The 23,803-nt window shown below is 65.9% G+C and carries 22 protein-coding genes; 12 read left to right on the top strand and 10 right to left on the bottom strand.

Annotated elements, in window-relative coordinates; translation table 11 throughout:
* Nucleotides 1–150: 150 nt before the first annotated feature.
* From ACFQU1_RS01565 to xth, 5 genes are all read left to right on the top strand, one after another.
* Nucleotides 151–489, top strand: coding sequence for a P-II family nitrogen regulator (locus ACFQU1_RS01565; protein ID WP_378128531.1), 339 nt, complete (start codon nt 151–153; stop codon nt 487–489).
* A gap of 48 nt (nt 490–537) precedes the next feature.
* Complete coding sequence (locus tag ACFQU1_RS01560) at nt 538–1,899, top strand: ammonium transporter (RefSeq protein WP_378129715.1); 1,362 nt, start codon at nt 538–540, stop codon at nt 1,897–1,899.
* A 213-nt stretch (nt 1,900–2,112) separates the two neighbouring features.
* Nucleotides 2,113–4,623 carry a DNA translocase FtsK 4TM domain-containing protein gene (locus ACFQU1_RS01555; RefSeq protein ID WP_378128529.1) on the top strand — a complete coding sequence of 837 codons (2,511 nt, stop codon included), beginning with the start codon at nt 2,113–2,115 and terminating at the stop codon, nt 4,621–4,623.
* 197 nt (nt 4,624–4,820) lie between these two features.
* Nucleotides 4,821–5,732 (top strand): outer-membrane lipoprotein carrier protein LolA, encoded by a 912-nt coding sequence (locus ACFQU1_RS01550; protein ID WP_378128527.1) that lies wholly within the window; start codon nt 4,821–4,823, stop codon nt 5,730–5,732.
* Between the two features lie 130 nt (nt 5,733–5,862).
* Nucleotides 5,863–6,678 carry an exodeoxyribonuclease III gene (gene xth, locus ACFQU1_RS01545; RefSeq protein ID WP_378128525.1) on the top strand — a complete coding sequence of 272 codons (816 nt, stop codon included), beginning with the start codon at nt 5,863–5,865 and terminating at the stop codon, nt 6,676–6,678.
* A 21-nt stretch (nt 6,679–6,699) separates the two neighbouring features.
* On the opposite strand, the gene ACFQU1_RS01540 is transcribed toward xth, so the two are convergent.
* Complete coding sequence (locus tag ACFQU1_RS01540; protein ID WP_378128523.1) at nt 6,700–7,167, bottom strand: cyclic nucleotide-binding domain-containing protein; 468 nt, start codon at nt 7,165–7,167, stop codon at nt 6,700–6,702.
* A gap of 116 nt (nt 7,168–7,283) precedes the next feature.
* The gene (locus ACFQU1_RS01535; protein WP_378128521.1) at nt 7,284–7,970 is read right to left on the bottom strand and encodes a response regulator transcription factor; all 687 of its coding nucleotides are present in this window, start codon (nt 7,968–7,970) and stop codon (nt 7,284–7,286) included.
* A gap of 150 nt (nt 7,971–8,120) precedes the next feature.
* Here ACFQU1_RS01535 and ACFQU1_RS01530 point away from each other — a divergent pair, with 150 nt between their 5' ends.
* From ACFQU1_RS01530 to ACFQU1_RS01520, 3 genes are all read left to right on the top strand, one after another.
* Nucleotides 8,121–8,651: a L,D-transpeptidase gene (locus tag ACFQU1_RS01530; RefSeq protein WP_378128519.1), complete on the top strand. Its 531-nt coding sequence runs from the start codon at nt 8,121–8,123 to the stop codon at nt 8,649–8,651.
* A gap of 100 nt (nt 8,652–8,751) precedes the next feature.
* Complete coding sequence (locus ACFQU1_RS01525; protein WP_378128517.1) at nt 8,752–9,366, top strand: hypothetical protein; 615 nt, start codon at nt 8,752–8,754, stop codon at nt 9,364–9,366.
* A gap of 105 nt (nt 9,367–9,471) precedes the next feature.
* The gene (locus ACFQU1_RS01520; protein WP_378128515.1) at nt 9,472–9,966 is read left to right on the top strand and encodes a hypothetical protein; all 495 of its coding nucleotides are present in this window, start codon (nt 9,472–9,474) and stop codon (nt 9,964–9,966) included.
* A 23-nt stretch (nt 9,967–9,989) separates the two neighbouring features.
* Here the strand turns inward: ACFQU1_RS01520 and ACFQU1_RS01515 are convergent, their stop codons facing one another.
* Nucleotides 9,990–10,670 carry a YggS family pyridoxal phosphate-dependent enzyme gene (locus tag ACFQU1_RS01515; RefSeq protein WP_378129713.1) on the bottom strand — a complete coding sequence of 227 codons (681 nt, stop codon included), beginning with the start codon at nt 10,668–10,670 and terminating at the stop codon, nt 9,990–9,992.
* 199 nt (nt 10,671–10,869) lie between these two features.
* Between ACFQU1_RS01515 and leuS the strand changes: the two genes are divergently transcribed.
* From leuS to holA, 3 genes are read left to right on the top strand one after another with little or no spacing between them, the layout of a single operon-like run.
* Nucleotides 10,870–13,509, top strand: coding sequence for a leucine--tRNA ligase (gene leuS / locus ACFQU1_RS01510; protein ID WP_378128513.1), 2,640 nt, complete (start codon nt 10,870–10,872; stop codon nt 13,507–13,509).
* Entirely contained in the window at nt 13,496–14,068 is a 573-nt protein-coding gene (gene lptE / locus ACFQU1_RS01505) for an LPS assembly lipoprotein LptE (RefSeq protein ID WP_378128511.1), read from the top strand. Before leuS ends, lptE begins: the two co-directional genes overlap by 14 nt.
* Nucleotides 14,069–14,075: 7 nt before the next feature.
* Nucleotides 14,076–15,113, top strand: coding sequence for a DNA polymerase III subunit delta (gene holA / locus ACFQU1_RS01500; RefSeq protein ID WP_378128509.1), 1,038 nt, complete (start codon nt 14,076–14,078; stop codon nt 15,111–15,113).
* A gap of 53 nt (nt 15,114–15,166) precedes the next feature.
* On the opposite strand, the gene ACFQU1_RS01495 is transcribed toward holA, so the two are convergent.
* Both ACFQU1_RS01495 and ACFQU1_RS01490 read right to left on the bottom strand, forming a co-directional pair.
* The gene (locus ACFQU1_RS01495) at nt 15,167–15,586 is read right to left on the bottom strand and encodes an EVE domain-containing protein (RefSeq protein WP_378128507.1); all 420 of its coding nucleotides are present in this window, start codon (nt 15,584–15,586) and stop codon (nt 15,167–15,169) included.
* 49 nt (nt 15,587–15,635) lie between these two features.
* Nucleotides 15,636–16,625, bottom strand: coding sequence for a threo-3-hydroxy-L-aspartate ammonia-lyase (locus ACFQU1_RS01490; protein ID WP_378128505.1), 990 nt, complete (start codon nt 16,623–16,625; stop codon nt 15,636–15,638).
* A 286-nt stretch (nt 16,626–16,911) separates the two neighbouring features.
* Between ACFQU1_RS01490 and ACFQU1_RS01485 the strand changes: the two genes are divergently transcribed.
* Nucleotides 16,912–18,144, top strand: a complete 1,233-nt coding sequence (locus ACFQU1_RS01485; RefSeq protein WP_378128503.1) for an L-lactate dehydrogenase — start codon at nt 16,912–16,914, stop codon at nt 18,142–18,144.
* A 266-nt stretch (nt 18,145–18,410) separates the two neighbouring features.
* Here ACFQU1_RS01485 and ACFQU1_RS01480 read toward each other — a convergent pair whose 3' ends face one another.
* From ACFQU1_RS01480 to ACFQU1_RS01460, 5 genes are read right to left on the bottom strand one after another with little or no spacing between them, the layout of a single operon-like run.
* Nucleotides 18,411–19,163, bottom strand: a complete 753-nt coding sequence (locus ACFQU1_RS01480) for an ABC transporter ATP-binding protein (RefSeq protein ID WP_378128501.1) — start codon at nt 19,161–19,163, stop codon at nt 18,411–18,413.
* Nucleotides 19,160–19,993, bottom strand: a complete 834-nt coding sequence (locus ACFQU1_RS01475) for an ABC transporter ATP-binding protein (RefSeq protein WP_378128499.1) — start codon at nt 19,991–19,993, stop codon at nt 19,160–19,162. Before ACFQU1_RS01475 ends, ACFQU1_RS01480 begins: the two co-directional genes overlap by 4 nt.
* Entirely contained in the window at nt 19,990–20,922 is a 933-nt protein-coding gene (locus ACFQU1_RS01470) for an ABC transporter permease (RefSeq protein WP_378128497.1), read from the bottom strand. Before ACFQU1_RS01470 ends, ACFQU1_RS01475 begins: the two co-directional genes overlap by 4 nt.
* Entirely contained in the window at nt 20,919–21,986 is a 1,068-nt protein-coding gene (locus tag ACFQU1_RS01465) for an ABC transporter permease (RefSeq protein ID WP_378128495.1), read from the bottom strand. The genes ACFQU1_RS01470 and ACFQU1_RS01465 overlap by 4 nt, the downstream gene beginning before the upstream one ends.
* Nucleotides 21,987–21,996: 10 nt before the next feature.
* Complete coding sequence (locus tag ACFQU1_RS01460; RefSeq protein ID WP_378128493.1) at nt 21,997–23,604, bottom strand: ABC transporter substrate-binding protein; 1,608 nt, start codon at nt 23,602–23,604, stop codon at nt 21,997–21,999.
* Nucleotides 23,605–23,803: the final 199 nt, after the last annotated feature.

The following is a 23,803-nucleotide window of genomic DNA, read 5'->3' as shown; positions in this document are numbered from 1 at the left end:
CCGGTCCCATCCGGCCGCCTTCTGCCGCGCAAAAGCCCAAAATGGACGCCCGCGCGCCATTTGGCACGAAGCTTGATTTCCCCCTTCCAGATCACTTGGTCCAGCGGTGCCTCACCGGGCGGGCCGTGACCATCGAAGGGGAGCCGAGACATGAAATTCGTGATGGCCATCATCAAGCCGTTCAAGCTCGAGGAGGTCCGCGACGCCTTGACGGCCATCGGGGTGCACGGGCTCACCGTCACCGAGGTCAAGGGCTATGGTCGCCAGAAGGGCCATACCGAGATCTATCGCGGGGCTGAATATGCGGTGAGCTTCCTGCCCAAGCTCAAGATCGAGGTGGCGGTCGCATCCGACGTCGTCGACAAGGTCATCGACGCGATCGTCGGTGCGGCGCGCACGGGCCAGATCGGTGACGGCAAGATCTTCGTCTCGACCATTGAGACGGCCATCCGCATCCGCACCGGCGAAACCGACGCCGACGCGCTCTGACAAAACCCGCCCAAATCGCTCAATCGAGGAGTTCGTTCCATGACGTTCATGCGCAAGCATAAGGCGGGCTTTGCGGGGCTCGCCGCACTTGCGGGGTTGGCCCTTGTCGCCGCTGCCGGACCAGCGCTCGCACAGGCCGCCGCCGAGGCCGCGCCGGCCGCAGCGCCAGCGGTGCCGAACAAAGGCGATACCGCCTGGATGCTCGTGTCGACCATCCTCGTTCTGGCCATGACCATTCCCGGGCTTGCGCTGTTTTACGGCGGCCTTGTCCGCACCAAGAACATGCTCTCGCTCCTGACGCAGGTGTTCTCGATCGTCTGCCTCGTGTCGATCATCTGGGTGGTCTATGGCTATAGCCTCGCCTTTACCAGCGGCGGGGGGCTCACGAGCTTCATCGGCGGCCTGTCAAAGGCTTTCCTAGCCGGCGTCGGCACCGACTCCACCTCGGATACCTTCACCAAGGGTGTGGTCATCCCCGAATATGTGTTCATCTGCTTCCAGATGACCTTCGCCTGCATCACGCCAGCGCTCATCGTCGGGTCCTTTGCCGAGCGCATGAAGTTCTCCGCGCTCCTGCTCTTCACCTTCCTCTGGGTCACCTTCGTCTATTTCCCGATGGCCCATATGGTGTGGTTCAGCGAGGGCTTCCTGTTCTCCATGGGCGCGCTCGATTTCGCCGGCGGCACTGTCGTGCATATCAATGCGGGTATCGCGGGTCTCGTCGGCGCCCTCGTTCTCGGCAAGCGCATCGGCTACGGCAAGGAGCCGATGCCGCCCCACTCCCTGACCATGACGATGATCGGCGCGTCGCTCCTCTGGGTCGGCTGGTTCGGCTTCAATGCCGGCTCGAACCTCGAGGCCAACGGCGTCACCGCGCTCGCGATGATCAACACCTTCGTGGCAACCGCTGCCGCAGCGCTCGCCTGGCAGCTGACGGAATGGGCGAGCAAGGGTCATCCCTCGCTGCTCGGCACCGTGTCGGGCGCTGTTGCCGGCCTTGTCGCGGTCACGCCTGCCGCCGGTCTCATCGGCCCGATGGGCTCGATCATCCTCGGCATCGTGGCGGGGGTGATCTGCTTCTATGCCTCGACGGCGGTGAAGAACGCGCTCGGCTACGATGACTCGCTCGACGTGTTCGGCATCCACTGCATCGGCGGCATCATCGGCTCGCTCGGCACCGGCATCCTCGTCGCGCCCTCTCTCGGCGGTGTCGGCGTCGCCGATTACACCATGGGCGGCCAGCTCTGGACGCAGTTCGTCGCGGTTCTCGTCGCGCTCGTGTGGAGCGGCATCGGTTCGTTGATCCTCTACAAGATCGTCGATGCGACCGTCGGCCTGCGCATCTCGCAGGAAGGCGAGCGTGAAGGCCTCGACGTGGCGGATCACGGCGAACGCGCCTATAATTACTGAACCGAAGCCAAGTTTACGGTTCTAGCCAAGTCTACGGTTCACTTCCTCCCTAGACTCGAACCCCGGCCCGGTGGCCGGGGTTTTTTTGTCACGCGAATGGACGCGATAAGCATCGCAGACGCTGCATGCGGGGAAGGTTAATCGGGCCTTAACCGCCACGCCCTAGGCTTTCCGCAGAATCGTCGTCGCGTTCCACCTTCCAGGCCATTGCGCATGCGAACAATCCGCCGGACCTCGTCCCCCGCCGACGACATCTCGGAGGCGCTTCGCCGGTTCTTCACGCGCCGAGCCGTCGAGATCACGGGCCTTGCCCTGACCGTCCTTGCCGGCGCGGTGGCGCTTGCCCTCGCCACCTGGTCCGTCGAGGATCCGAGCCTCACCCACGCGACCAGCCGACCGGTGTCCAATCTGCTCGGCTGGCCTGGGGCCATCACCGCCGATCTTGCCATGCAGGTCTTCGGCCTCGGCTCGATCGCACTGCTTTTGCCCGTCGGCGCCTGGGGGCTTTCCCTTGTGACGCGCAAGACGGTTCCCCGCCTGCCGCTCCGATTGGGGCTTTGGCTGCTCGGCGGCGCGGCGGCTGCGGCGGTCGCCAGCACCCTGCCTTCGACGGCCCGTTGGCCGTTGCCGACCGGTCTCGGAGGGGTTGTCGGCGATGCGCTTGTCTTCGCGGCGCGCGGCGTCATTCCCTTCGGAGGCGGTGCGGAGCTCGTGGTGGTGGCCCTCGCCTATGCCGGGGTCACGATTCTCGCCCTGTCGGCCGCCTGTGGCGTCGGACTGCCCGAGGATCCGGACACGCGCGATGACGATCTCGACCCGGCGCGCGAGAGCGACGACGATGCGGATGGCGCCAGCGAACCCGGATGGGGCATCATTTCGCTCGGCGCGCTCGCCCATGGCCTCATGTCCGCCAAGGCAGCGCTTAAGCGCCGCCTGGCCGTGCGGAGGCCGGCACGACAGGCGCAGGGCGACCCGTTCTTCGCCGGCAATTTCGGCACGCGGCGCGAGCCTCAGCCGGTCTTTACCGATTATGACGAGGACGAGGACTTCGCCGATCCGCGTGGCCTCGCCGGGTCGGCCGTTCCGCCGATGCCGGACATCGCGGCGACCCGCGTCGTGCCGCCGGGCCCCGGACCTAAGCCCGGCAGGCGGCTGGCGCGCGAGGCGCAGCCCTCCTTTCTCGATCCGGAAAGCTACCAGCTCCCGCCGCTCACCCTGCTTGCCGAACCGAAGAAGACGAGCCTGCCCGTCTCGCCGGAAGCGCTCGATCAGAATGCCGCTCTGCTCGAAGGCGTGCTGGTCGATTTCGGCGTGCGCGGCGAGATCATCAATGTGCGGCCGGGGCCGGTCGTGACGCTCTACGAGCTCGAGCCGGCGCCGGGCACGAAGTCCTCGCGCGTCATTTCGCTCGCCGACGACATCGCCCGTTCCATGAGCGCCGTCTCGGCGCGCGTCGCCGTGGTACCCGGGCGCAACGCCATCGGCATCGAACTGCCGAATACCAAGCGCGAAACCGTCTATCTGCGCGAGCTGCTCGCCTCGGAAGATTTCGAGAAAACGAAGCTCAAGCTCGCACTCTGCCTCGGCAAGACCATCGGCGGCGAGCCGGTGATCGCCGAGCTCGCCCGCATGCCGCATCTCCTTGTTGCCGGCACCACCGGCTCCGGCAAGTCGGTCGCCATCAACACCATGATCCTGTCGCTGCTCTATCGGCTGAAGCCGGAAGAATGCCGGCTGATCATGGTCGATCCGAAGATGCTGGAACTCTCCATCTACGAGGGCATCCCGCATCTCCTCACGCCGGTCGTCACCGATCCCAAAAAAGCGGTCGTCGCGCTGAAATGGGCCGTGCGCGAGATGGAGGATCGCTACAAGAAGATGTCGAAGGTCGGTGTGCGCAATATCGACGGCTTCAATGCGCGCGTCGCCGAGGCCAAAGCCAAGGGCGAGGTGATCACCCGCACCGTCCAGACCGGCTTCGACAAGGAAACAGGAGAGGCGGTCTACGAAGACGAGATCATGGATCTCGAGACCCTGCCCTATATCGTCGTCATCGTCGACGAAATGGCCGACCTCATGATGGTCGCCGGCAAGGAGATCGAGGGCGCCATTCAGCGCCTGGCGCAGATGGCGCGCGCCGCCGGCATCCACGTCATCCTCGCCACCCAGCGGCCGTCGGTCGATGTCATCACCGGCACGATCAAGGCGAATTTCCCGACCCGCATCTCCTTCCAGGTGACATCGAAGATCGACAGCCGCACCATTCTCGGGGAGCAGGGCGCCGAGCAGCTCCTCGGCCAAGGCGATATGCTCTACATGGCCGGCGGCGGCCGCATCATGCGCGTGCACGGCCCCTTCGTTTCCGACAACGAGGTCGAGAAGATCGTCACCCATCTCAAGCGTCAGGGCCGGCCGCAATATCTCGACGCGGTCACTGCCGGCGACGATGAGGCGACGGAAGGAGAAGGTGCCGACGGCGCGGTCTTCGACAATTCCTCCTTCGGCGCGCCCGGCGGCGATCTCTACGACCAGGCCGTCGCCGTCGTGCTCCGCGACAAGAAGGCTTCCACCTCCTACATCCAGCGCCGCCTGCAGATCGGCTACAACCGTGCCGCCTCGCTCATGGAGCGCATGGAGAAGGAGGGCATCGTCGGCGCCGCCAACCATGCGGGCAAGCGCGAGATCCTGATGGAGAGCAACGGGGCCAACGACGAGGACGAATAGGCCGCCGGCCGCCGGTCCTTCTTTCGGCCATATCGGCGCCCTATATAATTGGTGTCACGCCTTGCGTGGCTTTTGATGTGGATGTGCGATGCGTGAGACCGGCGCGCCTTTGGCTGCCCCGAACGGCCGGAGCAGCGTGTGGGGGCGCTCCAGCTGCCGCCTCCAGCGTGGGTGACGATATGAGGCGATACGGTTTGGTGACAGTGGCCTTTGCGACCGCCTTGGCGACGGCTGCAGTAATCAGCATCGGCCAAGCTCAGGCACAGGCAAACGATCCCCTGACGCGGCTTCTGGACGGCCTGTTCAACAAGCAGGCGCCGACGACAAGGCCCGCGCCCGCAGCGCCGCGGTCGCCCGCTTCTGTTGCGCCCAACCCGAATAGCGGTAGCACGGCCCTTCCGCAGAGCTTGGCGCCGGCAGCTCCCGCCGGCGAAGCGATCGCCGCCACGCCGCCTCTGCCGCCACGCCGCCCGGCCAATCTCGGCGGTTCGAGTCAGCCTATCGAGACGGTCGCCGACCATCCTGCGCCGTCTTCCGGCAATCCGCCGCCACAGGTGGTCGCCGCCGCGCCGGCACAGCCGGCCGCGGCGCCGCAGGCGTCGGTGCCGACTAGCCGGGAAGGCGCGATTGCGCGCGTCAATGCCTATGTGAACAGCATCGACACCCTGACCGGGCGCTTCGTGCAATATGGCGGGGACGGACGACGCGCCGAGGGCACGATCTATATCCAGCGGCCGGGCCGCCTGCGCTTCGCCTATAACGCGCCCTCGACACTCGAAATCGTAGCCGACGGACGCTCCGTCGCCATCCGCGATTCAAAGCTCAAGACCAATGATGTCTACCCGATCGGCCAGACGCCGCTGAAATTCCTGCTGAAGGACGGCTTCGATCTGAACCGCGACACCCGGCTCAAGGCCGTTGATATCGGCGACGACGGGGTCATCTCCGTCACCTTCGAGGACAGTGCGACCATTGGCGGCACGTCGCGGGTGACGCTGCGCTTCGATGCTCGCAGCAACACGCTGAAGCAATGGACGGTCGTCGATCCTCAGGGATATGAGACGTCGATAGCTCTTTCGGATCTGCGCCAGACAGCGCGCGCCGACTGAATCCCGCACCGGCTCCTTCCTGCTGCGGGCCGCGCCGCCGTTGCCTTCCCGTGCGAAACGCCCCAATTCTGCACTGCCCCGCGGCCGATCGATTCGGTTGCGGTTCCATTCATCCCCGGATCGATCCCCCGTGAAGCTCGTCGTCACTTCCTGGAACGTCAATTCCGTCCGCATGCGCCTCGACCATGTCGTGCGTTTCCTCACCGAAACGCAGCCGGACGTGCTCTGCCTGCAAGAGACGAAGTGTCCGGACGAGCACTTTCCCCTCTCCGCCCTTCGGGCGCTTGGCTATCCCTATATCGCGCTGAGCGGCCAGAAGGGCTATCACGGCGTTGCCGTCATCTCACGCCTGCCCTTCTCGGCCATCAATGCCATGAGCTTCTGCGACAAGAACGATTGCCGGCATATCGCCGTGACGCTCGGGGCGGAAGCGAAGGCCGGGGCCGGCATTACCATCCATAACTTCTACGTGCCGGCCGGCGGCGACATCCCCGATCCCGACGTCAATCCACGCTTTGCCCATAAGCTCGCCTTCCTCGACGAGCTGATGCAATGGCAGGAGCGTACCCGGCCGACGGCGACGCCGAGCATCCTCGTGGGCGATCTCAATGTCGCGCCCTACGAGACCGATGTCTGGAGCCACAAGGCGATGCTCAATGTCATCAGCCACACCCCGGTGGAGACAACGCGGCTCGAGAATTTTCGCTTGGCCTCGGGCTATGTCGATGCGATCCGCCACCGTGTGCCGGAGCCCGAGAAGGTCTTTACCTGGTGGAGCTATCGCTCGCCGGACTGGGTGACCGCCGACAAGGGCCGCCGGCTCGATCACGTCTGGCTGGCGCCGGACCTGGCGACGACCTTGACGGATACCGCCATCACCAGGGAAACGCGCGGCTGGGAGCGCCCTTCGGATCACGTCCCGGTCTCGGTGACGCTCGATCTTTGACGCCGCGGCAGCGCGGACGGCTCAGGCGCGCTCCTCAGGGGCTGCGATGACGTCGCGCAGCTGCGCCAGTTCCTGCGAAAAGCCTGTGAGCCTCGTCGTCATGGCCTGGCGCAAAGCGAGCGCCGAGCGGGGGAATTCGGCGAGCACCCGGTGCACGAGCGTGCGCGACATCCGCATGACGCTCGACGATTCGCGCGCGATGGCTGTCGCCGGCCGGACCACCGGCACGAGCAGGGCGAGTTCCCCGATCAGGGTGCCGGGACCCGCCACATAGGCCGCGGGCGAGCCGTCGTCGCGCGCATCGAGCGCGATGGCGCCGGAGACCACGATATAGCCGCTGTCGGATTCTTCGCCCCGCCGAAACAGCACATCGCCAGCCCGCAGGATGCGCGTTTCCGCCGCAAAGGCCAGCAGACGCAGCGCGTCCTGCTCCAAAATCGCCAGGGTCGGCACGCGGCCCATGGCCGCAATATCTTCGTTCAATCCCATATCGGCCGTCAGAAGCCACGGTGCCCAAGCCGGCGGTGGCTTTCCCCCTTCGTTCGAGCAGATCCGCCGGATCATACCCCGCTGCAGATCAATCCTCTAACGCCCCGCCGTCCCCGTCAGGGGATAAGCTTGTAACCTCCCGCCTCGGTCACCAGAATGCGTGCGTCCGAGGGATCGTTCTCGATCTTCTGACGCAACCTATAAATATGCGTTTCCAGCGTATGGGTCGTGACGCTGGCATTGTAGCCCCATACCTCGGCGAGCAGAACGTCGCGGCTGACCACCTTTTCATCCGCCCGATAAAGGAAGCGCAGGATCGCGGTTTCCTTCTCCGTGAGCTTCAGCTTGGAGCCCCGCTCGTTGACGAGGAGCTTGGCGCTCGGCCGGAACGTATAGGGGCCGATGGAGAAGACCGCGTCTTCGCTCGCCTCGTGCTGACGCAGCTGGGCACGGATGCGCGCGAGAAGCACGGCGAATTTGAACGGCTTGACCACATAATCATTGGCGCCGGCCTCGAGCCCGAGGACCGTGTCGGCGTCCCCACCGAGCGCCGTCAGCATGATGATGGGTGCGCGAAAGCCGGTATCACGAAGCGTCTTGACGACATCGCGGCCGTCCTTGTCCGGCAGCCCGACATCCATCACGATGAGATCGATTCGACTTGCATTCACGGCGTGGACGGCTTCGGCGGCGGTGGCTGCGGAGCTCACGGTGAATTCCTCGACGAGCGCAAGCTGTTCCGCGAGCGTGTCGCGAAGCTCTTGTTCGTCGTCCACGATCAGGATGTGGCGAACATTGGCCATGCGGCGGGATTCTCCAGGATCGAAACGAAGGCCTCGGAACGGGCTGTTGACGACGGCCGGTGCTGAATAGCTAGTGTCGTCTCGATTCCTAGACTAGGCCTACCCTATCCGGCAACAAGGGCATTCGATCGCCCCTCATTCGGATAATGCATGAAGCGCGCCAGTCTGACCGTCCTTCGCGTCTTTGCCCTTCCGTCAAATCGCTCGCGCGGCATCCTTGTCGCCGGCCCGCTCAGGCTGCCCTGCGCCCTCGGGCGCGCCGGCATCGGCTGGGACAAGCGCGAGAGCGACGGCCGCACGCCACGCGGGCAGTTTCGGCTCGGGCGCCTCCACTACCGGGCCGACCGCGGGCCGAGGCCGGCGACGCTGCTTCCGGTCAGGGCGACAAGGCCGCGGGACGGCTGGTGTGACGATCCGCGGGACTGGCGTTACAACAGGCACGTGCTCTTGCCGTGTGGTGCGAGCGCCGAGACGATGTGGCGCGACGATCACCTCTATGACATCGTCGTCGAGATCTCGTGGAACGTCTGCCCCCGCGTGCGCGGGCGCGGCAGCGCCATATTCCTGCACCTCGCCCGCGATGATTTCGCGCCGACAGCGGGATGTGTCGCCATTCGGCCGAAAGATGCGCGGCGGCTTCTCGCGCGGCTCGGGCCGAGAACCATTCTTGCCGTGCGCTGACGGTTCGCGCAGGCTTTGCGCGTCGACGCTCAGATGCTGCGATCATATCAAAGAAATACTGAACTAGGCTCTGCACCTGTGCTTGGCGCGGAGCAAATAGATGACGAATGCCTTCGTTTTTGTTGGAAATGTTAACGAACATCTCAAGGTCAGAGATGTCGAGAAGTGCTGCAATGACTTGCAAGCATCGCGACGCTATCGATTTGCGACCTTCTGCAATCGGGGCAGCAGCTTCAAGCCGGCCACCCTCGACTGCCTGGCCGATCTCCCGGAGGGCAGCACCCTCTACGCGGCTTTCGTAATTGCCCCGGATGGCGAGCGCATTCTCGCGCGAGCCAATCCGTTTCCCGGCGCGGAATCACGCTACGGATCGGCGCGGACGCTCGTCATGCGGATGCGCGCCTGTTTCGCACCAATGGTCTGGTTGCCGCCGCACGATCATGGCCCTGACACTTTGATTACAGTCGAGGACCTCGCTTGGTTCATCAGCCACCTCGGTATTCCACACTGGTTTCGGCTGGCTATTCCGCCGGGTTTATCCGACAACGCGCTGGTGCGCTTCAACCAGGCCATCAGTATCGACTGCAACACGCTCGTCGCGGTGAGTCGCAGGCCTTGGCTGCCGCCTTATGAGGGCGACTTTCCCAATCCCGATTTCGCTGCGCTGAGAGAATGGCGTTGCACGATGCGGTTTCCGTCGCTCGAGGGCCGCTGATCAGCGATCTCCTTCAGCTCTGTGCTCCGCGCCCCCAGTCAGGCCAGGGCTCATTGAAAAGGCAATTTGAGCGCGATGATACAGGATGTTTCAGCCAACTGTCTTATGGCGGACGCCATTCTGCTCTATATCGGGAATTACCACGATGCGTCGATGCTGGGGCGGCTGGCGCTCACGTCGACCTATCGCAACACACCGTCGCAGAACCGGTTTGCAACCTTCGAGGAGCCGGAGCTTGGCCTGCGATGCGTCAGCCGCCGCTGTCTAGCCCAACGGCCGCGACGCTCGGTGGTCACAGTGGTTTGCGCGCAGACGCCGGACTGCCGCGATGTCGCCGGCCGGCACCTCTTTCCGCCCGAGCCGGGCAGGCGCCGCGACTTCGGGCCGGACAGGCGCATCCCCATCGGCGAATTCGTGGATTTCCTGCTCGATCTCGATCTCCCGCGGCCATTTACCCTGCTGCTGCCGCCTGAATTCAGCGACGCTGGCCGGCTGCTCTTTCGTCACCACCTCAGCCTGTCGGATCCGCGGATCACGTTCCGCTTCGGGCCCGAGCCTCTGGTGCCGCCGGCCCGCGGCTATCTGCGCGACTTGCTCTAAGCAGCGCCATTCCGCCGTGCCGATCAAAGCGGTGGGCGATGGCCGAAGATCGCGCTGCCGACGCGCACATGGGTCGCCCCCAGCATCACCGCCTGCTCGAAATCGCCGCTCATGCCCATGGAGAGCTTCGTAAGGCCGTTGCGCCTGGCGATGGTCGCGAGCAGCGCGAAATGGGGCGAGGGTGGCTCGTCGGCGGGCGGAATGCACATCAGCCCTTCGACTGCGAGGCGATAGCGCTCCCGTATGAGCGCGAGGAACGCGTCCGCCTCGCCGGGCGCTACACCGGCCTTCTGCGGCTCCTCGCCGGTGTTGACCTGGACGAAGAGGCGGGGACCGCGGCCGGAAGCGGCGACTTCCTTGGCGAGGGCCTCGGCAAGCGAGGGTCGGTCGAGCGTGTGGATGACGTCGAAGAGCGCCACCGCCTCGCGCGCCTTGTTACTCTGCAGGGGGCCGATGAGATGCAGTTCGATATCGGGAGAACGCGTCTTGAGGGTGGGCCATTTGGCCTTGGCTTCCTGAACGCGGTTTTCTCCAAAAACGCGGTGCCCCGCCTCCAGCACCGGCAGGATGTCGTCGACGCCGAAGGTCTTGGAGACCGCGACGAGCGTCACCTCGGCGGGATCGCGACCTTCCTCCCGCGCCGCCCGGGCGATGGCCTCCCTCACCGCGGCGAGGCGGGTGGGGCTCGTATCCGGCGCAGTCATGCTCACGGTGAAACTCCCTTTGTCCATCCTGCAACACAGCGCGGCCAAACGCCCCCGTATTGTTGACCGCATCACGCATTCATGTCCTAGTCCGATCGACCTCAGCCAGGCAATGTCGCTGGTTCTTCCGGCGCTATTGGTGGCCGGTCCATCCCGTCAATCCGCGCCTGCGAGCGCGCCAGCTGATCGACATGCATCAATGACCGTGGAGCGTTACAACCCGAAGGAAGCCGAGCCGAAGTGGCGCAAGGTCTGGGAAGAGCGCGCGCTCTTCCGCACCGACAACGCGGACCGACGCCCCAAATATTACGTGCTCGAGATGTTCCCCTATCCTTCCGGGCGTATCCACATGGGGCACGTGCGCAATTACACGATGGGCGACGTGGTCGCCCGTTACAAGCGCGCCAAGGGCTTCAACGTGCTCCATCCGATGGGATGGGATGCCTTCGGCATGCCGGCCGAAAACGCCGCCATGGCCAACAAGGTGCATCCGCGCGAATGGACCTATGCCAATATCGCCACGATGCGCGACCAGCTCAAGTCCATGGGCCTGTCGCTCGACTGGAGCCGGGAGGTCGCGACCTGCGACCCCAGCTACTATCGCCACCAGCAGCATATGTTCATCGATTTCCTCAAGGCGGGCCTCGTCGACCGTAAGACGGCGCGCGTCAACTGGGACCCGGTCGACCAGACCGTGCTCGCCAACGAGCAGGTGATCGACGGCCGCGGCTGGCGCTCGGGTGCGCTGGTGGAGCAGCGCGAGCTGACGCAGTGGTTCTTCAAGATCACCGATTACGCCCAGGATCTGCTCTCGGCGCTCGACGGCCTGACGCGCTGGCCGGAGAAGGTCCGGGTCATGCAGAAGAACTGGATCGGCCGCTCCGAAGGCCTGCTCGTCCGCTTCGCGCTGGCGCCGTCCAACGCAGCCGAGACGAATGAGGTCGAGGTCTATACCACCCGGCCCGACACGCTGTTCGGCGCGAGCTTCGTCGCCATCGCCCCCGATCACCCGCTCGCCCGCCGCATGGCCGAGGAGAACGAGGCGCTCGCCCAATTCATCGAGGAGTGCAAGCGCACCGGCACGGCCCAGGAGCTCATCGACAAAGCCGAGAAGCGCGGCTTCGACACCGGGCTCCGGGCGGTGCACCCCTTCGATCCCCATTGGACGCTGCCGGTCTATGTGGCGAATTTCGTGCTGATGGACTACGGCACCGGCGCCATCTTCGGCTGCCCGGCGCATGACCAGCGCGACCTCGACTTCGCCCGCGCTTATCGCCTGCCGGTGAAAGCGGTGGTACGGCCGGAGGGCGCGGGCGACGATTTCGGCGTCGACGACACGGCCTTCGACGGCGAGGGACGCCTGTTCAATTCCGCCTTCCTCGACGGCATGACCATCGAGGCGGCGAAGGACGAGGTCGCCCGGCGGCTCGAGAGCAAGACGCGCGACGGCAAGCCGGTCGCCGCCCGCCAGGTGAATTTCCGCCTGCGCGACTGGGGCATCTCGCGCCAGCGCTATTGGGGCTGCCCGATCCCGATCATCCACTGTCAGAGCTGCGGCGCCGTGCCCGTTCCAGAGGCCGATCTGCCGGTGACGCTGCCGGACGACGTTTCCTTCGACGTCCCCGGCAATCCGCTCGACCGGCACCCCACCTGGAAGCATGTGGCCTGTCCGCAATGCGGGGCGGCCGCGGTGCGCGAAACGGACACGATGGACACCTTCGTCGATTCGTCCTGGTATTTCGCGCGATTCACCGATCCGTTCGTCGAGAATGCCCCCACCGACCGCGCCGCCGTCGACCGCTGGCTGCCGGTCGACCAGTATATCGGGGGTGTCGAGCACGCGATCCTGCATCTGCTCTATTCGCGTTTCTTCGTGCGCGCCATGCGCAAGACCGGCCATGCCGGTCTCGACGAGCCCTTCGAGGGGCTCTTCACCCAGGGCATGGTGGTGCACGAGACCTATCGCGCGACCGATGGCCATTGGCTGCAGCCGGCGGACGTCCAGATGACGAGCGAGGGCGGCGAGCGCCGGGCGGTGGAGATCGCCACCGGCCAGCCCGTCGAGATCGGCTCGATCGAGAAGATGTCCAAGTCGAAGAAGAACACCGTCGACCCGGACGATATCATCGGCAGCTACGGCGCGGACACCGCGCGCTGGTTCATGCTGTCGGATTCGCCGCCTGAGCGCGACGTCATCTGGACGGAGGATGGTGTGCAGAGCGCCCACCGCTTCGTTCAGCGCATCTGGCGTCTGGTCAACGAGGTGGTGGAGATTGCCGGCACCGAGAGCGACAACTTGCCAGCCGATCTCGGCGAGGCGTCGCTCGCCCTGCGCAAGGCTGCCCACCGCGCGCTCGCGACCGCCGGCGACGATATCGAGCGCCTGCGCTTCAACCGCGCGGTGGCGCAGATCTATGAGCTCGCCAATGCCCTGCAGGCGGCGGTGGGTGGCGCCCGCCAAGCCCATGAGGGCGGGGAAGGCCTGTCCGCGGATATGCGCTTTGCCCTGCAGGAGGCGGCTTCGATCCTAGTGCAGCTCGCCGCCCCCATGATGCCGCATCTGGCGGAGGAATGCTGGCAGGTGCTCGGCTATTCCACGCTGGTCGCGGATACGTCCTGGCCTGCGGCGGATCCCGCGCTCCTGGTCGAGGACGTCATCACGCTGCCCGTGCAGATCAACGGCAAGCGCCGCGCCGACGTCACCGTGCCGCGCGATGCCGACCGTGAGACGGTCGAGGCCGCCGTGCTCGCGCTCGAGGCGGTGCAGCGCGCCACCGACGGGCGGCCGGTCAAGAAAATCATCGTCGTTCCGCAAAGGATCGTGAATGTCGTCGCCTGAGACAAAGCGCCGAGCACCGCTTCTTCCCGTCCTGCTCACCCTGGCTGCCACTGTCCTGCTCGGCGGGTGCTTTCGCCCGCTCTACGCGACGTCGGCGACCGGCACCTCCGTCCACGACGAGCTCGCCACCGTCGATGTCGCATCGATGCCGAATGTCGCCGGCCAAGAGCGCCTCAGCCACTACCTGCGCAACGAGCTGGTGTTCCAGCTGAACGGCGGCGCTCCGGCGATGACCAAGCGCTATCGTCTGGAGATGACCAGCTCGGAGAGCGTGCAGACCGCGATCGTCAATTCGCAGACCGGCAATGCGGAATCCGCCACGCTCAACGGCACGGCGCATTTCACCGTGAGGCCGATCGCCGGCGGCGATCCGATCGTCAACGCCACCGCGACCGCCTCCGCATCCTATGACCGCAACCCGCAACGCTTCGCTTCCATCAGGGCGGCGCGCGAAGCGGAAATTCTCGTCGCCAAACAGCTCGCCGAACAGATCAAGACGCGGCTTGCGGCCCTCTTCGCGAGCGGCGCCCTGAAGGGCGGCAGCGTGGCGAGCCGCTGATACAGCCATGGTGGCGGTCAAGGCCGGCGACATCGAGAGCCTTCTGCGCCGGCCGGACACGCGCGCCGCTGTCGTCCTGCTTTATGGCCCGGACGGCGGCCTCGTTTCGGAGCGCGCCCGCACCTTTGCCGAACGCAGCGTCAGCGATGCGAGCGATCCCTTCCAGCTGGTGAGGCTCGACGGCGACGAGGTCGCCGGCGACCCCCTGCGGCTGGCGGACGAAGCCAATACCATCGGCCTGTTCGGCGGAAAGCGGGCCATCTGGGTGCGGGCCGGCAGCCGCAATCTGGCGCCGGCGGTCACTCCCATTCTGGCTGCCCCGCCGCAGGACGCCATCATCGTGATCGAGGCGGGGGAACTGCAGAAATCGGCGCCGTTACGCGTTCTTTGCGAACGCTCGCCGGCGGCGCTGGCGGTGCCCTGCTATGCCGATGATGCGCGCAGCCTCGCTGCCCTGATCGACACCACGCTGAAGGATGCGGGGCTCGGCATCGCGCCGGAAGCCAAACGGCTCTTGCTCAGCCTCATCGGCGCCGACCGGGGTGCGACCCGCGGCGAGATCGAGAAGCTCGTGCTCTATGCGTATGGGCGTGGCGAGATCAGCGTCGAGGATGTGGAGGCGGTCATCGGCGACGTCTCGGCGCTCGCCTTCGATGCCGGTGTCGATGCGGCCTATCTCGGCGAACTCGCCGATCTTGACAAGGCCCATAGCCGGCTCATGGCCGAGGGCACCGATGCCGGCTCCTTCCTCGGCTATGCGCTCCGGCACGGGCTTATGCTGGCGCAGGCGCGTATCGGGGTCGATCGTGGCGCGAGCCCCGCTGCCGCTGCCGAGGGCATGAGGAGCCTGCATTTCAAGCGCAAGCCGCTGGTCGAGCGCCAGCTCAGGCTCTGGACGACGCCCATGCTGCGCACCGCCATCGGCGATCTCGGCACAGCCGTTGCGGCGACCCGCCGGCAGGCGGCGCTCGCCTCGGAAATCACGCTGAAGAGCCTTTGGGGCCTGGCGCTCGCCGCCCGCCGGGCGAGCCGCGGGCGAGGCTGAGCACCTTCGGTTGGGCGCGGCGAGCCGCACCGGGATGACCGGGTACTTGGCGCCTACCCCTTCACCCCGCCCATGCGGCAGATGATGCGCCATTCCTCGTCGGTGACCGGCTGCACCGAGAGCCGCGAATTGTTGACGAGCACCATGTCCTTCAGGGTGGGTTCGGCCTTGATGGCGTCCAGCGTCACAGGCGTCGGCAAGCTCTCGACGGCCTTGATGTCTACCATACCGAATTTGCCGGTCGGGTCGGTGTGGTCGGGGTAATAGGCCTTGATGACCTCGACGATGCCGACGACCGCCTTGCCCTCGTTGGAATGATAGAAGAAGCCGTGGTCTCCGGGCTTCATGGCCATCAGATTGAGCTTGGCCGAATGGTTGCGAACGCCGCTCCAGAACGTGCCCTTCTCGCCGGCGTCGAGCTGCTGCTGCCACGACCAGCTGGACGGTTCCGATTTATAGAGCCAATGGGCCATTGGAAATGAACTCCTGAGCTAAGCACTGTCCGCGTATCGGGTGGCCGGATCAGGCCGGCGCGACCAGCCGGGCAAAGGTGGTCAAGTCGATGTTGCCGCCGCTGAGAACGGTGCCGACCCGCTTGCCGGCAACCGGGGCGATGCCGGAGAGGGCGGCCGCCGCGGCGAGACAGCCGGTGGGCTCGACGACGAGCTTCATGCGGCCGGCGAAGAAGCGCATCGCCTCGACGAGCTGCGCGTCCGACACGGTGACGACATCCTCGACGAGTTCGCGAATCAGCGGGAAGGTCAGATGGCCGAGGGCGGTGGTCTGGGCGCCGTCGGCGATGGTCTTCGGCACGTCGATCGTCACGATCTTGCCTTCGCGGAAGGAGCGGGCGCCGTCGTTGCCGGCTTCAGGCTCTACGCCGATGATGCGGCAGTTCGGCGAGAGAGCCTTGGCGGCGAGCGCCGACCCGGAGAGAAGTCCGCCGCCGCCGAGCGGCACGAACAGCAGATCGAGCGGCCCCGTCTCCTCGATGAGCTCCTTCACCGCCGTGCCCTGGCCGGCAATGACGCCGGGGTGGTCGAAAGGCGGGATGAGGGCAAGGCCGCGCTCGGCAGCGAGACGCCGGCCGATGGCGGCGCGATCCTCCGTATAGCGGTCATAGAAGACCACCTCGCCGCCATAGCCGCGCGTGGCCGCGACCTTGATGGCCGGTGCGTCCTTGGGCATGACGATGACCGTCGGCACCTCGAGGAGATTGCCGGCGAGCGCGACCGCCTGGGCGTGGTTGCCGGAGGAGAAGGCGACGACGCCGCGCCTCTTTTGCTCCGGGTCGAGTATGGCGACCGCATTATAGGCGCCGCGAAATTTGAAGGCGCCGACCCGCTGCAGGTTCTCGCATTTGAAGAACAGCGAGCCGCCCGTCTCCCTGTCGGCCGTGCGCGAGGTCATCACCGGTGTGCGATGGGCGATGCCGGCGAGCCGATCGGCGGCGGCGGCGACATCGGCATAGGTGGGCGGAGCGGAGGGTGTCGTTGTCGCAGGTGTGGTCATGAGCTTCACGCGAGATGGGGCGCGGCGAGCGGCCAAGGACCGACCAGTCGTGAAGGAGCGAGAGGCGGGGACGCGGTACCGGCGCGGAGGTGACGGGGCGGATATCATAGGTCGCGGCGAGCCGGCACTTGTCAACTGCCGTGTTCTCACGCCATGCAAACGACCCTTGTGGGGATCGTCACCCTGGGTTGCAAATCCCCGCTGCAGACTTGCGAGCGGGGTCGCAAGGCCGCTAGAAAGCCCTATGTGCGCGCCTGCGGACGGGCGCGCGCCAAGGACAAGAAGCATGGAACCGATTACCACTATTCAGGACCTGCGCCTTCTCGCGAAGCGGCGGATTCCGCGGGCCATTTTCGAATATGCCGACCGCGGCTCCTATGACGAGCGTACGATCGCCGCCAATCGCGCCGACCTCGCCGCACTCAAGCTTCGCCAGCGGGTGATGATCGACGTCTCGCAGCGATCGCTGGCGACGACCATCGCCGGCGAACCGGTGACCATGCCGCTCGCCATCGCGCCGACGGGCCTCACCGGGCTCTATCATCGCGACGGCGAGATCTGCGGCGCGCGCGCCGCCCAGGCGGCCGGCATTCCCTTCTGCCTCTCGACCATGTCGATCTGCTCGATCGAGGACGTGGCGGCTGCTGTCGCGAAGCCCTTCTGGTTCCAGCTCTATGTGATGCGCGACCGCGGCTTTGCACAGTCGCTCGTCGAGCGGGCGATCGCCGCGAAATGCTCGGCGCTGGTGCTGACGCTCGACCTGCAAATCCAGGGGCAGCGCCACCGCGATATCAAGAACGGGCTCAGCATCCCGCCGCGGCTGACGCTGGCGAATGCGCTCGACATCGCCACCAAGCCCGCCTGGGCGATGGGCGTGCTCTTCGGCAAGCGCCGCACCTTCGGCAATCTCGCCGGCAGGGCGCCGGGCTCCGATAGCCTGACCACGCTCTCGCAATGGATCGCCGGGCAATTCGATCCCTCGCTCAGCTGGCGCGATGTCGAGTGGATTCGCAATATCTGGCCGGGCAAGCTCATCCTGAAGGGCGTGCTCGACGTCGAGGATGCCAAGATCGCCGCCGGCACCGGTGCCGATGCGATCGTCGTGTCCAACCACGGCGGGCGCCAACTCGACGGCGCCGTGTCCTCGATTTCCGCCCTGCCGGGGATCGTTGAGGCGGTCGGCGACCGCACCGAGATCCTGTTCGACGGTGGTGTCCAGTCCGGCCAGGACGTCTTGAAGGCGCTGGCGCTCGGCGCGCGGGCCTGCCTGATGGGCAAGTCCTTCCTTTATGCCCTCGGCGCCATGGGTGAGGCCGGTGTCACCAAGGCCATCGACATCATCCGCGGCGAGCTCGATGTCAGCATGGCGCTGACGGGCGTCACCGACGTGAAATCGGTCGATCGCAATGTGCTGGCGCAGAGCGGGACGGGGCTCTCCGGCGCGGCGGCCAGCGTGGCCGCGGCGGTCGCGACCGGCCAGCCCGGCGCCCAGGCGAGTGCCGCCGCCAGCGCGGCGTGAGACGGCCATGGGCTCCTGACGGACTCGGTACCCTCCCTCTCGCAGGCCGGGCTTTCGGATGTGGGCGTTTGGTCCCCTCTCCCCGGTGGGGAGAGTAACAGGGTGAGGGCAGCGACCCGCGAATTCAAAAGTGATCCCCCCTCACCCGGTCGCTGCGCGGCCGACCTCTCCCCGCCGGGGAGAGGTGATAAGCGGCGATTACCTGTCAGGCACGAGAGCGCAGCCCGGCGTTCGCGGCCACCGCCGGCGCGAGCGGTGGATACCGCTCAACGCCCGTCCGGACGCCGAAAACCCTCACTGGCGATCATCAGCTCGCGCGTGTAGTCGGCCGACAGGCGGCGCGCGGCGAGGTCGGCGGCGCCGAGTTCCTCGACGCAACGTCCCTTCTGCATGACCATGAGCCGGTCGCACATATGGGTGACGACCGCCAGATCGTGGCTGACGAGCACATAGGTCAGCTGTCGCTCGCGTCTGAGCTGCTCCAAGAGGTTGAGAACCTCCGCCTGCACCGAGGCGTCGAGCGCCGAGGTCGGCTCGTCGAGGAGGAGCAGCGCGGGTTCGAGCAGGAGCGCGCGAGCGATGGCTACGCGCTGGCGCTGGCCGCCAGACAGCTGATGCGGATAGCGGAAGCGGAAACCCGAGCCGAGGCCGACCTCGTCGAGCGCGCGGGTGATGCGCCGCTCGGCATCGCCGATGCCGTGGATGGCGAGCGGCTCGGCGAGGATGCGGTCGATGGTCTGGCGGGGGTGCAGCGAGCCGTAGGGATCTTGGAAGACCATCTGCACGTGGCGGTAGAAGGCCTTTTCGCGCGGCGTTGCCAGTGCCTTGCCGCCGAGGCGGATCTCGCCGCCGCTCGTCGGCGCAAGTCCGACGACAGCGCGCAGCACGGTCGACTTGCCCGAGCCCGATTCGCCGACGAGGCCGAAGGATTCGCCAGGCTGGACCGAAAAGCTCACGTCGTCGACGGCGACGAAATCGTCGAAATGGACGATGAGATTGTGCAGCGAAAGGGCGGTCATTCCGCCCACTCCGGACGGCGGTCGAGCACCGGCAGCGGATGACGGTCCTCGCCGATCTTCGGCAGGCAATCGAGCAGCCCGCGGGTATAGGGGTGCTTTGCCTCGCTCAGCCGGTCGGCGGCGACCTCCTCGACGATGCGGCCGCGATACATCACGAGCACGCGGTCGCAGAAGGAGGAGACGAGCCTCAGATCGTGGGAGATGAAGATGAGGCCCATGCCGCGGTCGCGGACGAGGCGATCGAGGATGGACAAGACCTGCAACTGCACGGTCACGTCGAGCGCCGAGGTAGGCTCGTCGGCGATGAGCAGTTCCGGATCGGCGATCAGCATCATGGCGATCATGGCCCGCTGACCCATGCCGCCGGAGACCTCGTGCGGATAGAGATCGAAGATGCGCTCGGGATCGCGGACCTGCACCGCCGCCAGCATCTCGAGCGCGCGGGCGCGGGCCACCGTCTTCGACACGCCGCTGTGCGCCCGCAGCGTCTCGGTGATCTGCCGGCCGATGCTCATCACCGGATTGAGCGAATATTTCGGATCCTGCAGCACCATGGCGATGCGCTCGCCGCGGAACTGCCGCCGCTGCCGCGGCGAGAGCGCCAAGAGGTCCGTGCCGGAAAAGGCCAGCCGCTTTGCCGTCACCTGAGCCTGCGGCGGTGTCAGCCCCATGATCGCGCGGCCGGTCTGCGACTTGCCCGAGCCCGACTCGCCGACGATGCCGAGACGCTCGCGGCCGAGCGTGAAGGAGACGCCGCGCACCACCTCGACAGGCTCTTCGCGGCCGGGATAGCGGATCCTCAAGTCCTCGACTTCGAGAAGCGGCCTCACCGGTCGGTCGCCTTCGGATCGAGCGCGTCGCGCAACCCGTCGCCGAGCAGGTTGAAACCGAGGCTGACGATGAAGATGGCGGCGCCTGGTGCGGCCGCCACCCACCATTGGTCGAGCACGAAGCGGCGGCCGGAGGCGATCATCGCGCCCCATTCGGGCTGCGGCGGCTGGGCACCCAGGCCGAGGAAGCCGAGGCCTGCCGCCGTCAGGATGATGCCGGCCATGTCGAGCGTGACGCGGACGATGAGCGAGGAGATGCAGAGCGGCATGATGTGCCGCAGCACGATGCGCCATGGCGAGGCGCCCATCAGCCTGACGGCGGCGATGAATTCGCTGGAGCGAATGGTCAGCGTCTCGGCGCGGGCGATGCGCGCGTAAGGCGGCCAGGACGTAATTGCGATGGCGATGACCGCATTCTCGATGCCGGGCCCGAGCGCCGCGACGAAGGCGAGCGCCAGGATGAGCTTCGGGAAGGCGAGAAAGATGTCGGTGATCCGCATCAGCACGGCGTCGAGAAACCCGCCGGCATAGCCCGCGACGGTGCCGACGAGCAGCCCGATGGGAGCGGCGATGACCGCCACGAGGACCACGACATAGAGCGTCAGCCGCGAGCCGTAGATGATGCGCGAGAGAATGTCGCGCGCCTGATCGTCGGTGCCGAAGGGATGCGCCCAACTCGGCGCCAGCAGGCGCTCGGTGCGCAGATCGCCGCCGGCGACCGGCGAATAGGGGGCGAGCACCCCGGCGAAGGCGGCGACGATGAGGAGCGCCAGCACGATGGCGAGCCCGATGAGGGCCAGGCGGTTGGCGGTGAAGCGCCGCCAGGCGGCATAGGCCCGGCCAAGCCGGGCCTGGGCGCGGGACTGCGGCCGCTCGCTGAGGAGCCAGGCGCGCCAGTGCTGTTGCGAGGGTTGCGCCAGCTCGCTCATCGCATACGTGTCCGTGGATCGAGGAAGCGATAGAGCAGGTCCGAGACGAGATTGAGGCCGACGAAAACCGAGCCCACCACGATCGTCCCGCCGAGAACGGCGTTCATATCGGCATTCTGCAGGGAGTTGGTGATGTAGAGGCCGAGCCCCGGCCAGGCGAAGACGGATTCGGTCAGCACCGAGCCTTCGAGCAGGCCCGCATAGGACAAGACGATGACGGTGACGAGCGGCACGGCGGCATTGCGCAGGGCATGTCCCCAAATGATGCTCGTTTCCGAGAGGCCCTTGGCGCGGGCGGCGACGACATATTCCTGGGCAAGTTCATTGAGCATGAAGGAGCGCGTCATGCGGCTGATATAGGCGAGCGAAAAATAGCCGAGCAGCAGCGACGGCAGCACGAGATGCCCCGCGATATTGCGGAATGCGTCCCACTGGCCGGCCATGGCGGTATCGAGCAGCAGAATGCCGGTGACAGGCGTGACCGTATATTCATAGACGATATCGAAGCGCCCCGGCCCCTCCGTCCAGCCGAGCCGGGCGTAGAAAACGAGAAGCGCCATCAGGCCCAGCCAGAAGATCGGCACGGAATAGCCGACGAGGCCGATGATGCGCACGATCTGGTCGACGAGGCTGTCGCGCTTCACGGCGGCGAGCACCCCGAACGGAATGCCGACGAGGGCCCCGATCAGCGTACCAAGGGTCGCCAGTTCGAGCGTCGCCGGAAAGACCCGGGCGATGTCGTCGATCACCCGGTTGGAGGTCAGCACCGAGGTGCCGAAATCGCCCTGCAGCACCTTGCTGACATAGATCACGAACTGCTCGGGCAACGGCTTGTTGAGGCCGAGCTCCTCGCGCGTGCGTTCGACAACATGGGCCGGCGCCCGGTCGCCCACGATGGCGAGCACCGGATCGACCGGTATGACGCGGCCGATGAAGAAGGTGACCGCCAGCAGGCCGAGATAGGTGATGAGGACGATGACCAGGAAGCGGCCGACCGCGGACGCCCTGGACAAGGACCGGGAGCGCTTGCGTACTCCCGGCCGTACCGGTTCGGTGAGCGTCATGCCGACGCCGTCAGTTCTTCACCACCTTGTAGACATAGGTGGTATCCGAGCTCGGGCCGATCTTCAGCCCCTGCACGTTCTTGCGGACGCCTGCCGTCTCGATCATCTGGTAGAGCATCACGAAGGGGCTCGTCTCCAAGACATCTTTCTGCAAGTCCTTATAGAGGGCGGCACGCTTCTCCGTGTCGCGCTCAAGCACCGCGGCATCCGTCTTCTTGGTGAGCTCCGGGATATCCCAGGCATTGCGCCAGGCGAGCGTCTTATTCGAGGCGCCGTCGGAATTGTCGGGATTGCTCGCGAAGGTGGAGGCGTTGGTGTTCGGGTCCCAGTAATCGGCGCCCCACTGGCCGATATACATGTCGTGGTTGCGGGCGCGGTATTTGGTGAGCGTCTGTTTGCCGTCGCCGGGGATGATCTCCATCTTGATCCCGGCCTGGGCCAGGGTGCGCTGCACCGCCTCGGCGATGCCGGTGACGGGCTGGTTATTGCGCACGTCCATGGTCACCGAGAAGCCGTTCGGATAGCCGGCCTTGGCGAGAAGCTCCTTGGCCTTGGCGATATCCAGCTTATAGGGCTTCTCATCGGAGGCGCCGAGCAGGCCGACCGGCAGGAAGGTCTGGTGGATCTGGCCGATGCCCTTGATGAAGGTAGCGCCGATGGCGTCGTAGTCCACGAGGTATTTGATCGCCTCGCGCACTTCCGGCTTCGCCAGGATCGGGTTCTTCTGGTTCAGGCTGAAGTAATAGACCGTGCCCTTGGGCGTGCTGGTGATGGCGATGTCGTTGTTCTTGGCGACGGCGTCGAGATCGTTTGGCGAGAGATTGCGCGCGACGTCGATATCGCCCTTTTCGAGCAGCAGCCGCTGGGTCGCGCTCTCGCTGACGTGACGGTAGATCACGCGGGCGAGCTTGGCCTTGTCGCCATAGTAATTGGGGTTGCGCTCGAGCGCGAGGATCTCGTTGGCACGCCAATCGCGGATCTTGAGGGGGCCCGAGCCGGCGTAATTGGTCTTGAGCCAGCCATAGCCCATGTCGCCGTCCTTCTCGTGTTCGGCGAGGAGCTTTTTATCGACGATGGCGGCGACATTGGCGCTCAGGCAGTTCAGCACGAAGCTCGGCGCATAGGCCTTGTCGGTGGCGATGGTCAGCGTGAGGTCGTCGACCTTCTTGACCATGGTCTCGACATTGTCCTTCGTCCAACCGAGCTGGGTGAGGATGAAGGCGGGCGTCTTGTCGAGCTTGATCGAGCGTTGCAGCGAATAGACGACGTCATCGGCCGTGAGCGGATTGCCGGACGCGAATTTGAGATCGGGCTTCAGCTTGAAAGTATAGAGCTTGCCATCCTCCGACACCGTCCAGGACTCGGCGATGTCGCCATAGAGGCGGGACGGATCCTCGATGTCGAAGCGCACCAGCCGGTCATAGGTATTGCCCATGATTTCGCCGGCCGAGATCTCGAAGGCTTCCGCCGGATCGAGCGTGATGATGTCGTCGATGGCCCAAGCGAGGACGAGCGTATCCTTGGGCGTTGCAGCCATGGCGGGTGCCGCCGTCGCAAGGATGGCTGCAGCCGCGACGGCTGTGACGAGACGTTTCAACTGCAGTCGGACGGATAGCATCGGTGTTCCCCTTGTGTTGTGGGATTGCAGTTGTCCGGCTGGCCGGCGCGGCGGCCACGTACACGATCCGAAGTGCGCGAACAAGCAGCAATCGACAGCAAAACCCAACCCGCGACAGCTCTCGATTGTAAGTCGAACAGCCGTTTTCATGACTTAGACTAAAGACGTAGGTGTCGACGACGCGAGAGCATCATTGCGC

This window comes from Chelatococcus sp. GCM10030263 (assembly GCF_042666455.1).
Classification (GTDB): Bacteria; Pseudomonadota; Alphaproteobacteria; order Rhizobiales; family Beijerinckiaceae; genus Chelatococcus.
This window is presented reverse-complemented; position numbering and strand designations above follow the sequence as displayed.

Excerpts from the sequence above, each read along its gene's own strand:
- ACFQU1_RS01565 (WP_378128531.1), top strand. The coding sequence starts at position 151 with ATGAAATTCGTGATGGCCATCATCAAGCCGTTCAAGCTCGAGGAGGTC.
- ACFQU1_RS01560 (WP_378129715.1), top strand. The coding sequence starts at position 538 with ATGCGCAAGCATAAGGCGGGCTTTGCGGGGCTCGCCGCACTTGCGGGG.
- ACFQU1_RS01555 (WP_378128529.1), top strand. The coding sequence starts at position 2,113 with ATGCGAACAATCCGCCGGACCTCGTCCCCCGCCGACGACATCTCGGAG.
- ACFQU1_RS01540 (WP_378128523.1), bottom strand. The coding sequence starts at position 7,167 with ATGGGATTGAACGAAGATATTGCGGCCATGGGCCGCGTGCCGACCCTG.
- ACFQU1_RS01535 (WP_378128521.1), bottom strand. The coding sequence starts at position 7,970 with ATGGCCAATGTTCGCCACATCCTGATCGTGGACGACGAACAAGAGCTT.
- ACFQU1_RS01530 (WP_378128519.1), top strand. The coding sequence starts at position 8,121 with ATGAAGCGCGCCAGTCTGACCGTCCTTCGCGTCTTTGCCCTTCCGTCA.
- ACFQU1_RS01525 (WP_378128517.1), top strand. The coding sequence starts at position 8,752 with ATGACGAATGCCTTCGTTTTTGTTGGAAATGTTAACGAACATCTCAAG.
- ACFQU1_RS01520 (WP_378128515.1), top strand. The coding sequence starts at position 9,472 with ATGGCGGACGCCATTCTGCTCTATATCGGGAATTACCACGATGCGTCG.
- ACFQU1_RS01515 (WP_378129713.1), bottom strand. The coding sequence starts at position 10,670 with ATGACTGCGCCGGATACGAGCCCCACCCGCCTCGCCGCGGTGAGGGAG.
- leuS (WP_378128513.1), top strand. The coding sequence starts at position 10,870 with ATGACCGTGGAGCGTTACAACCCGAAGGAAGCCGAGCCGAAGTGGCGC.
- lptE (WP_378128511.1), top strand. The coding sequence starts at position 13,496 with ATGTCGTCGCCTGAGACAAAGCGCCGAGCACCGCTTCTTCCCGTCCTG.
- holA (WP_378128509.1), top strand. The coding sequence starts at position 14,076 with ATGGTGGCGGTCAAGGCCGGCGACATCGAGAGCCTTCTGCGCCGGCCG.
- ACFQU1_RS01495 (WP_378128507.1), bottom strand. The coding sequence starts at position 15,586 with ATGGCCCATTGGCTCTATAAATCGGAACCGTCCAGCTGGTCGTGGCAG.
- ACFQU1_RS01490 (WP_378128505.1), bottom strand. The coding sequence starts at position 16,625 with ATGACCACACCTGCGACAACGACACCCTCCGCTCCGCCCACCTATGCC.
- ACFQU1_RS01485 (WP_378128503.1), top strand. The coding sequence starts at position 16,912 with ATGGAACCGATTACCACTATTCAGGACCTGCGCCTTCTCGCGAAGCGG.
- ACFQU1_RS01480 (WP_378128501.1), bottom strand. The coding sequence starts at position 19,163 with ATGACCGCCCTTTCGCTGCACAATCTCATCGTCCATTTCGACGATTTC.
- ACFQU1_RS01470 (WP_378128497.1), bottom strand. The coding sequence starts at position 20,922 with ATGAGCGAGCTGGCGCAACCCTCGCAACAGCACTGGCGCGCCTGGCTC.
- ACFQU1_RS01465 (WP_378128495.1), bottom strand. The coding sequence starts at position 21,986 with ATGACGCTCACCGAACCGGTACGGCCGGGAGTACGCAAGCGCTCCCGG.
- ACFQU1_RS01460 (WP_378128493.1), bottom strand. The coding sequence starts at position 23,604 with ATGCTATCCGTCCGACTGCAGTTGAAACGTCTCGTCACAGCCGTCGCG.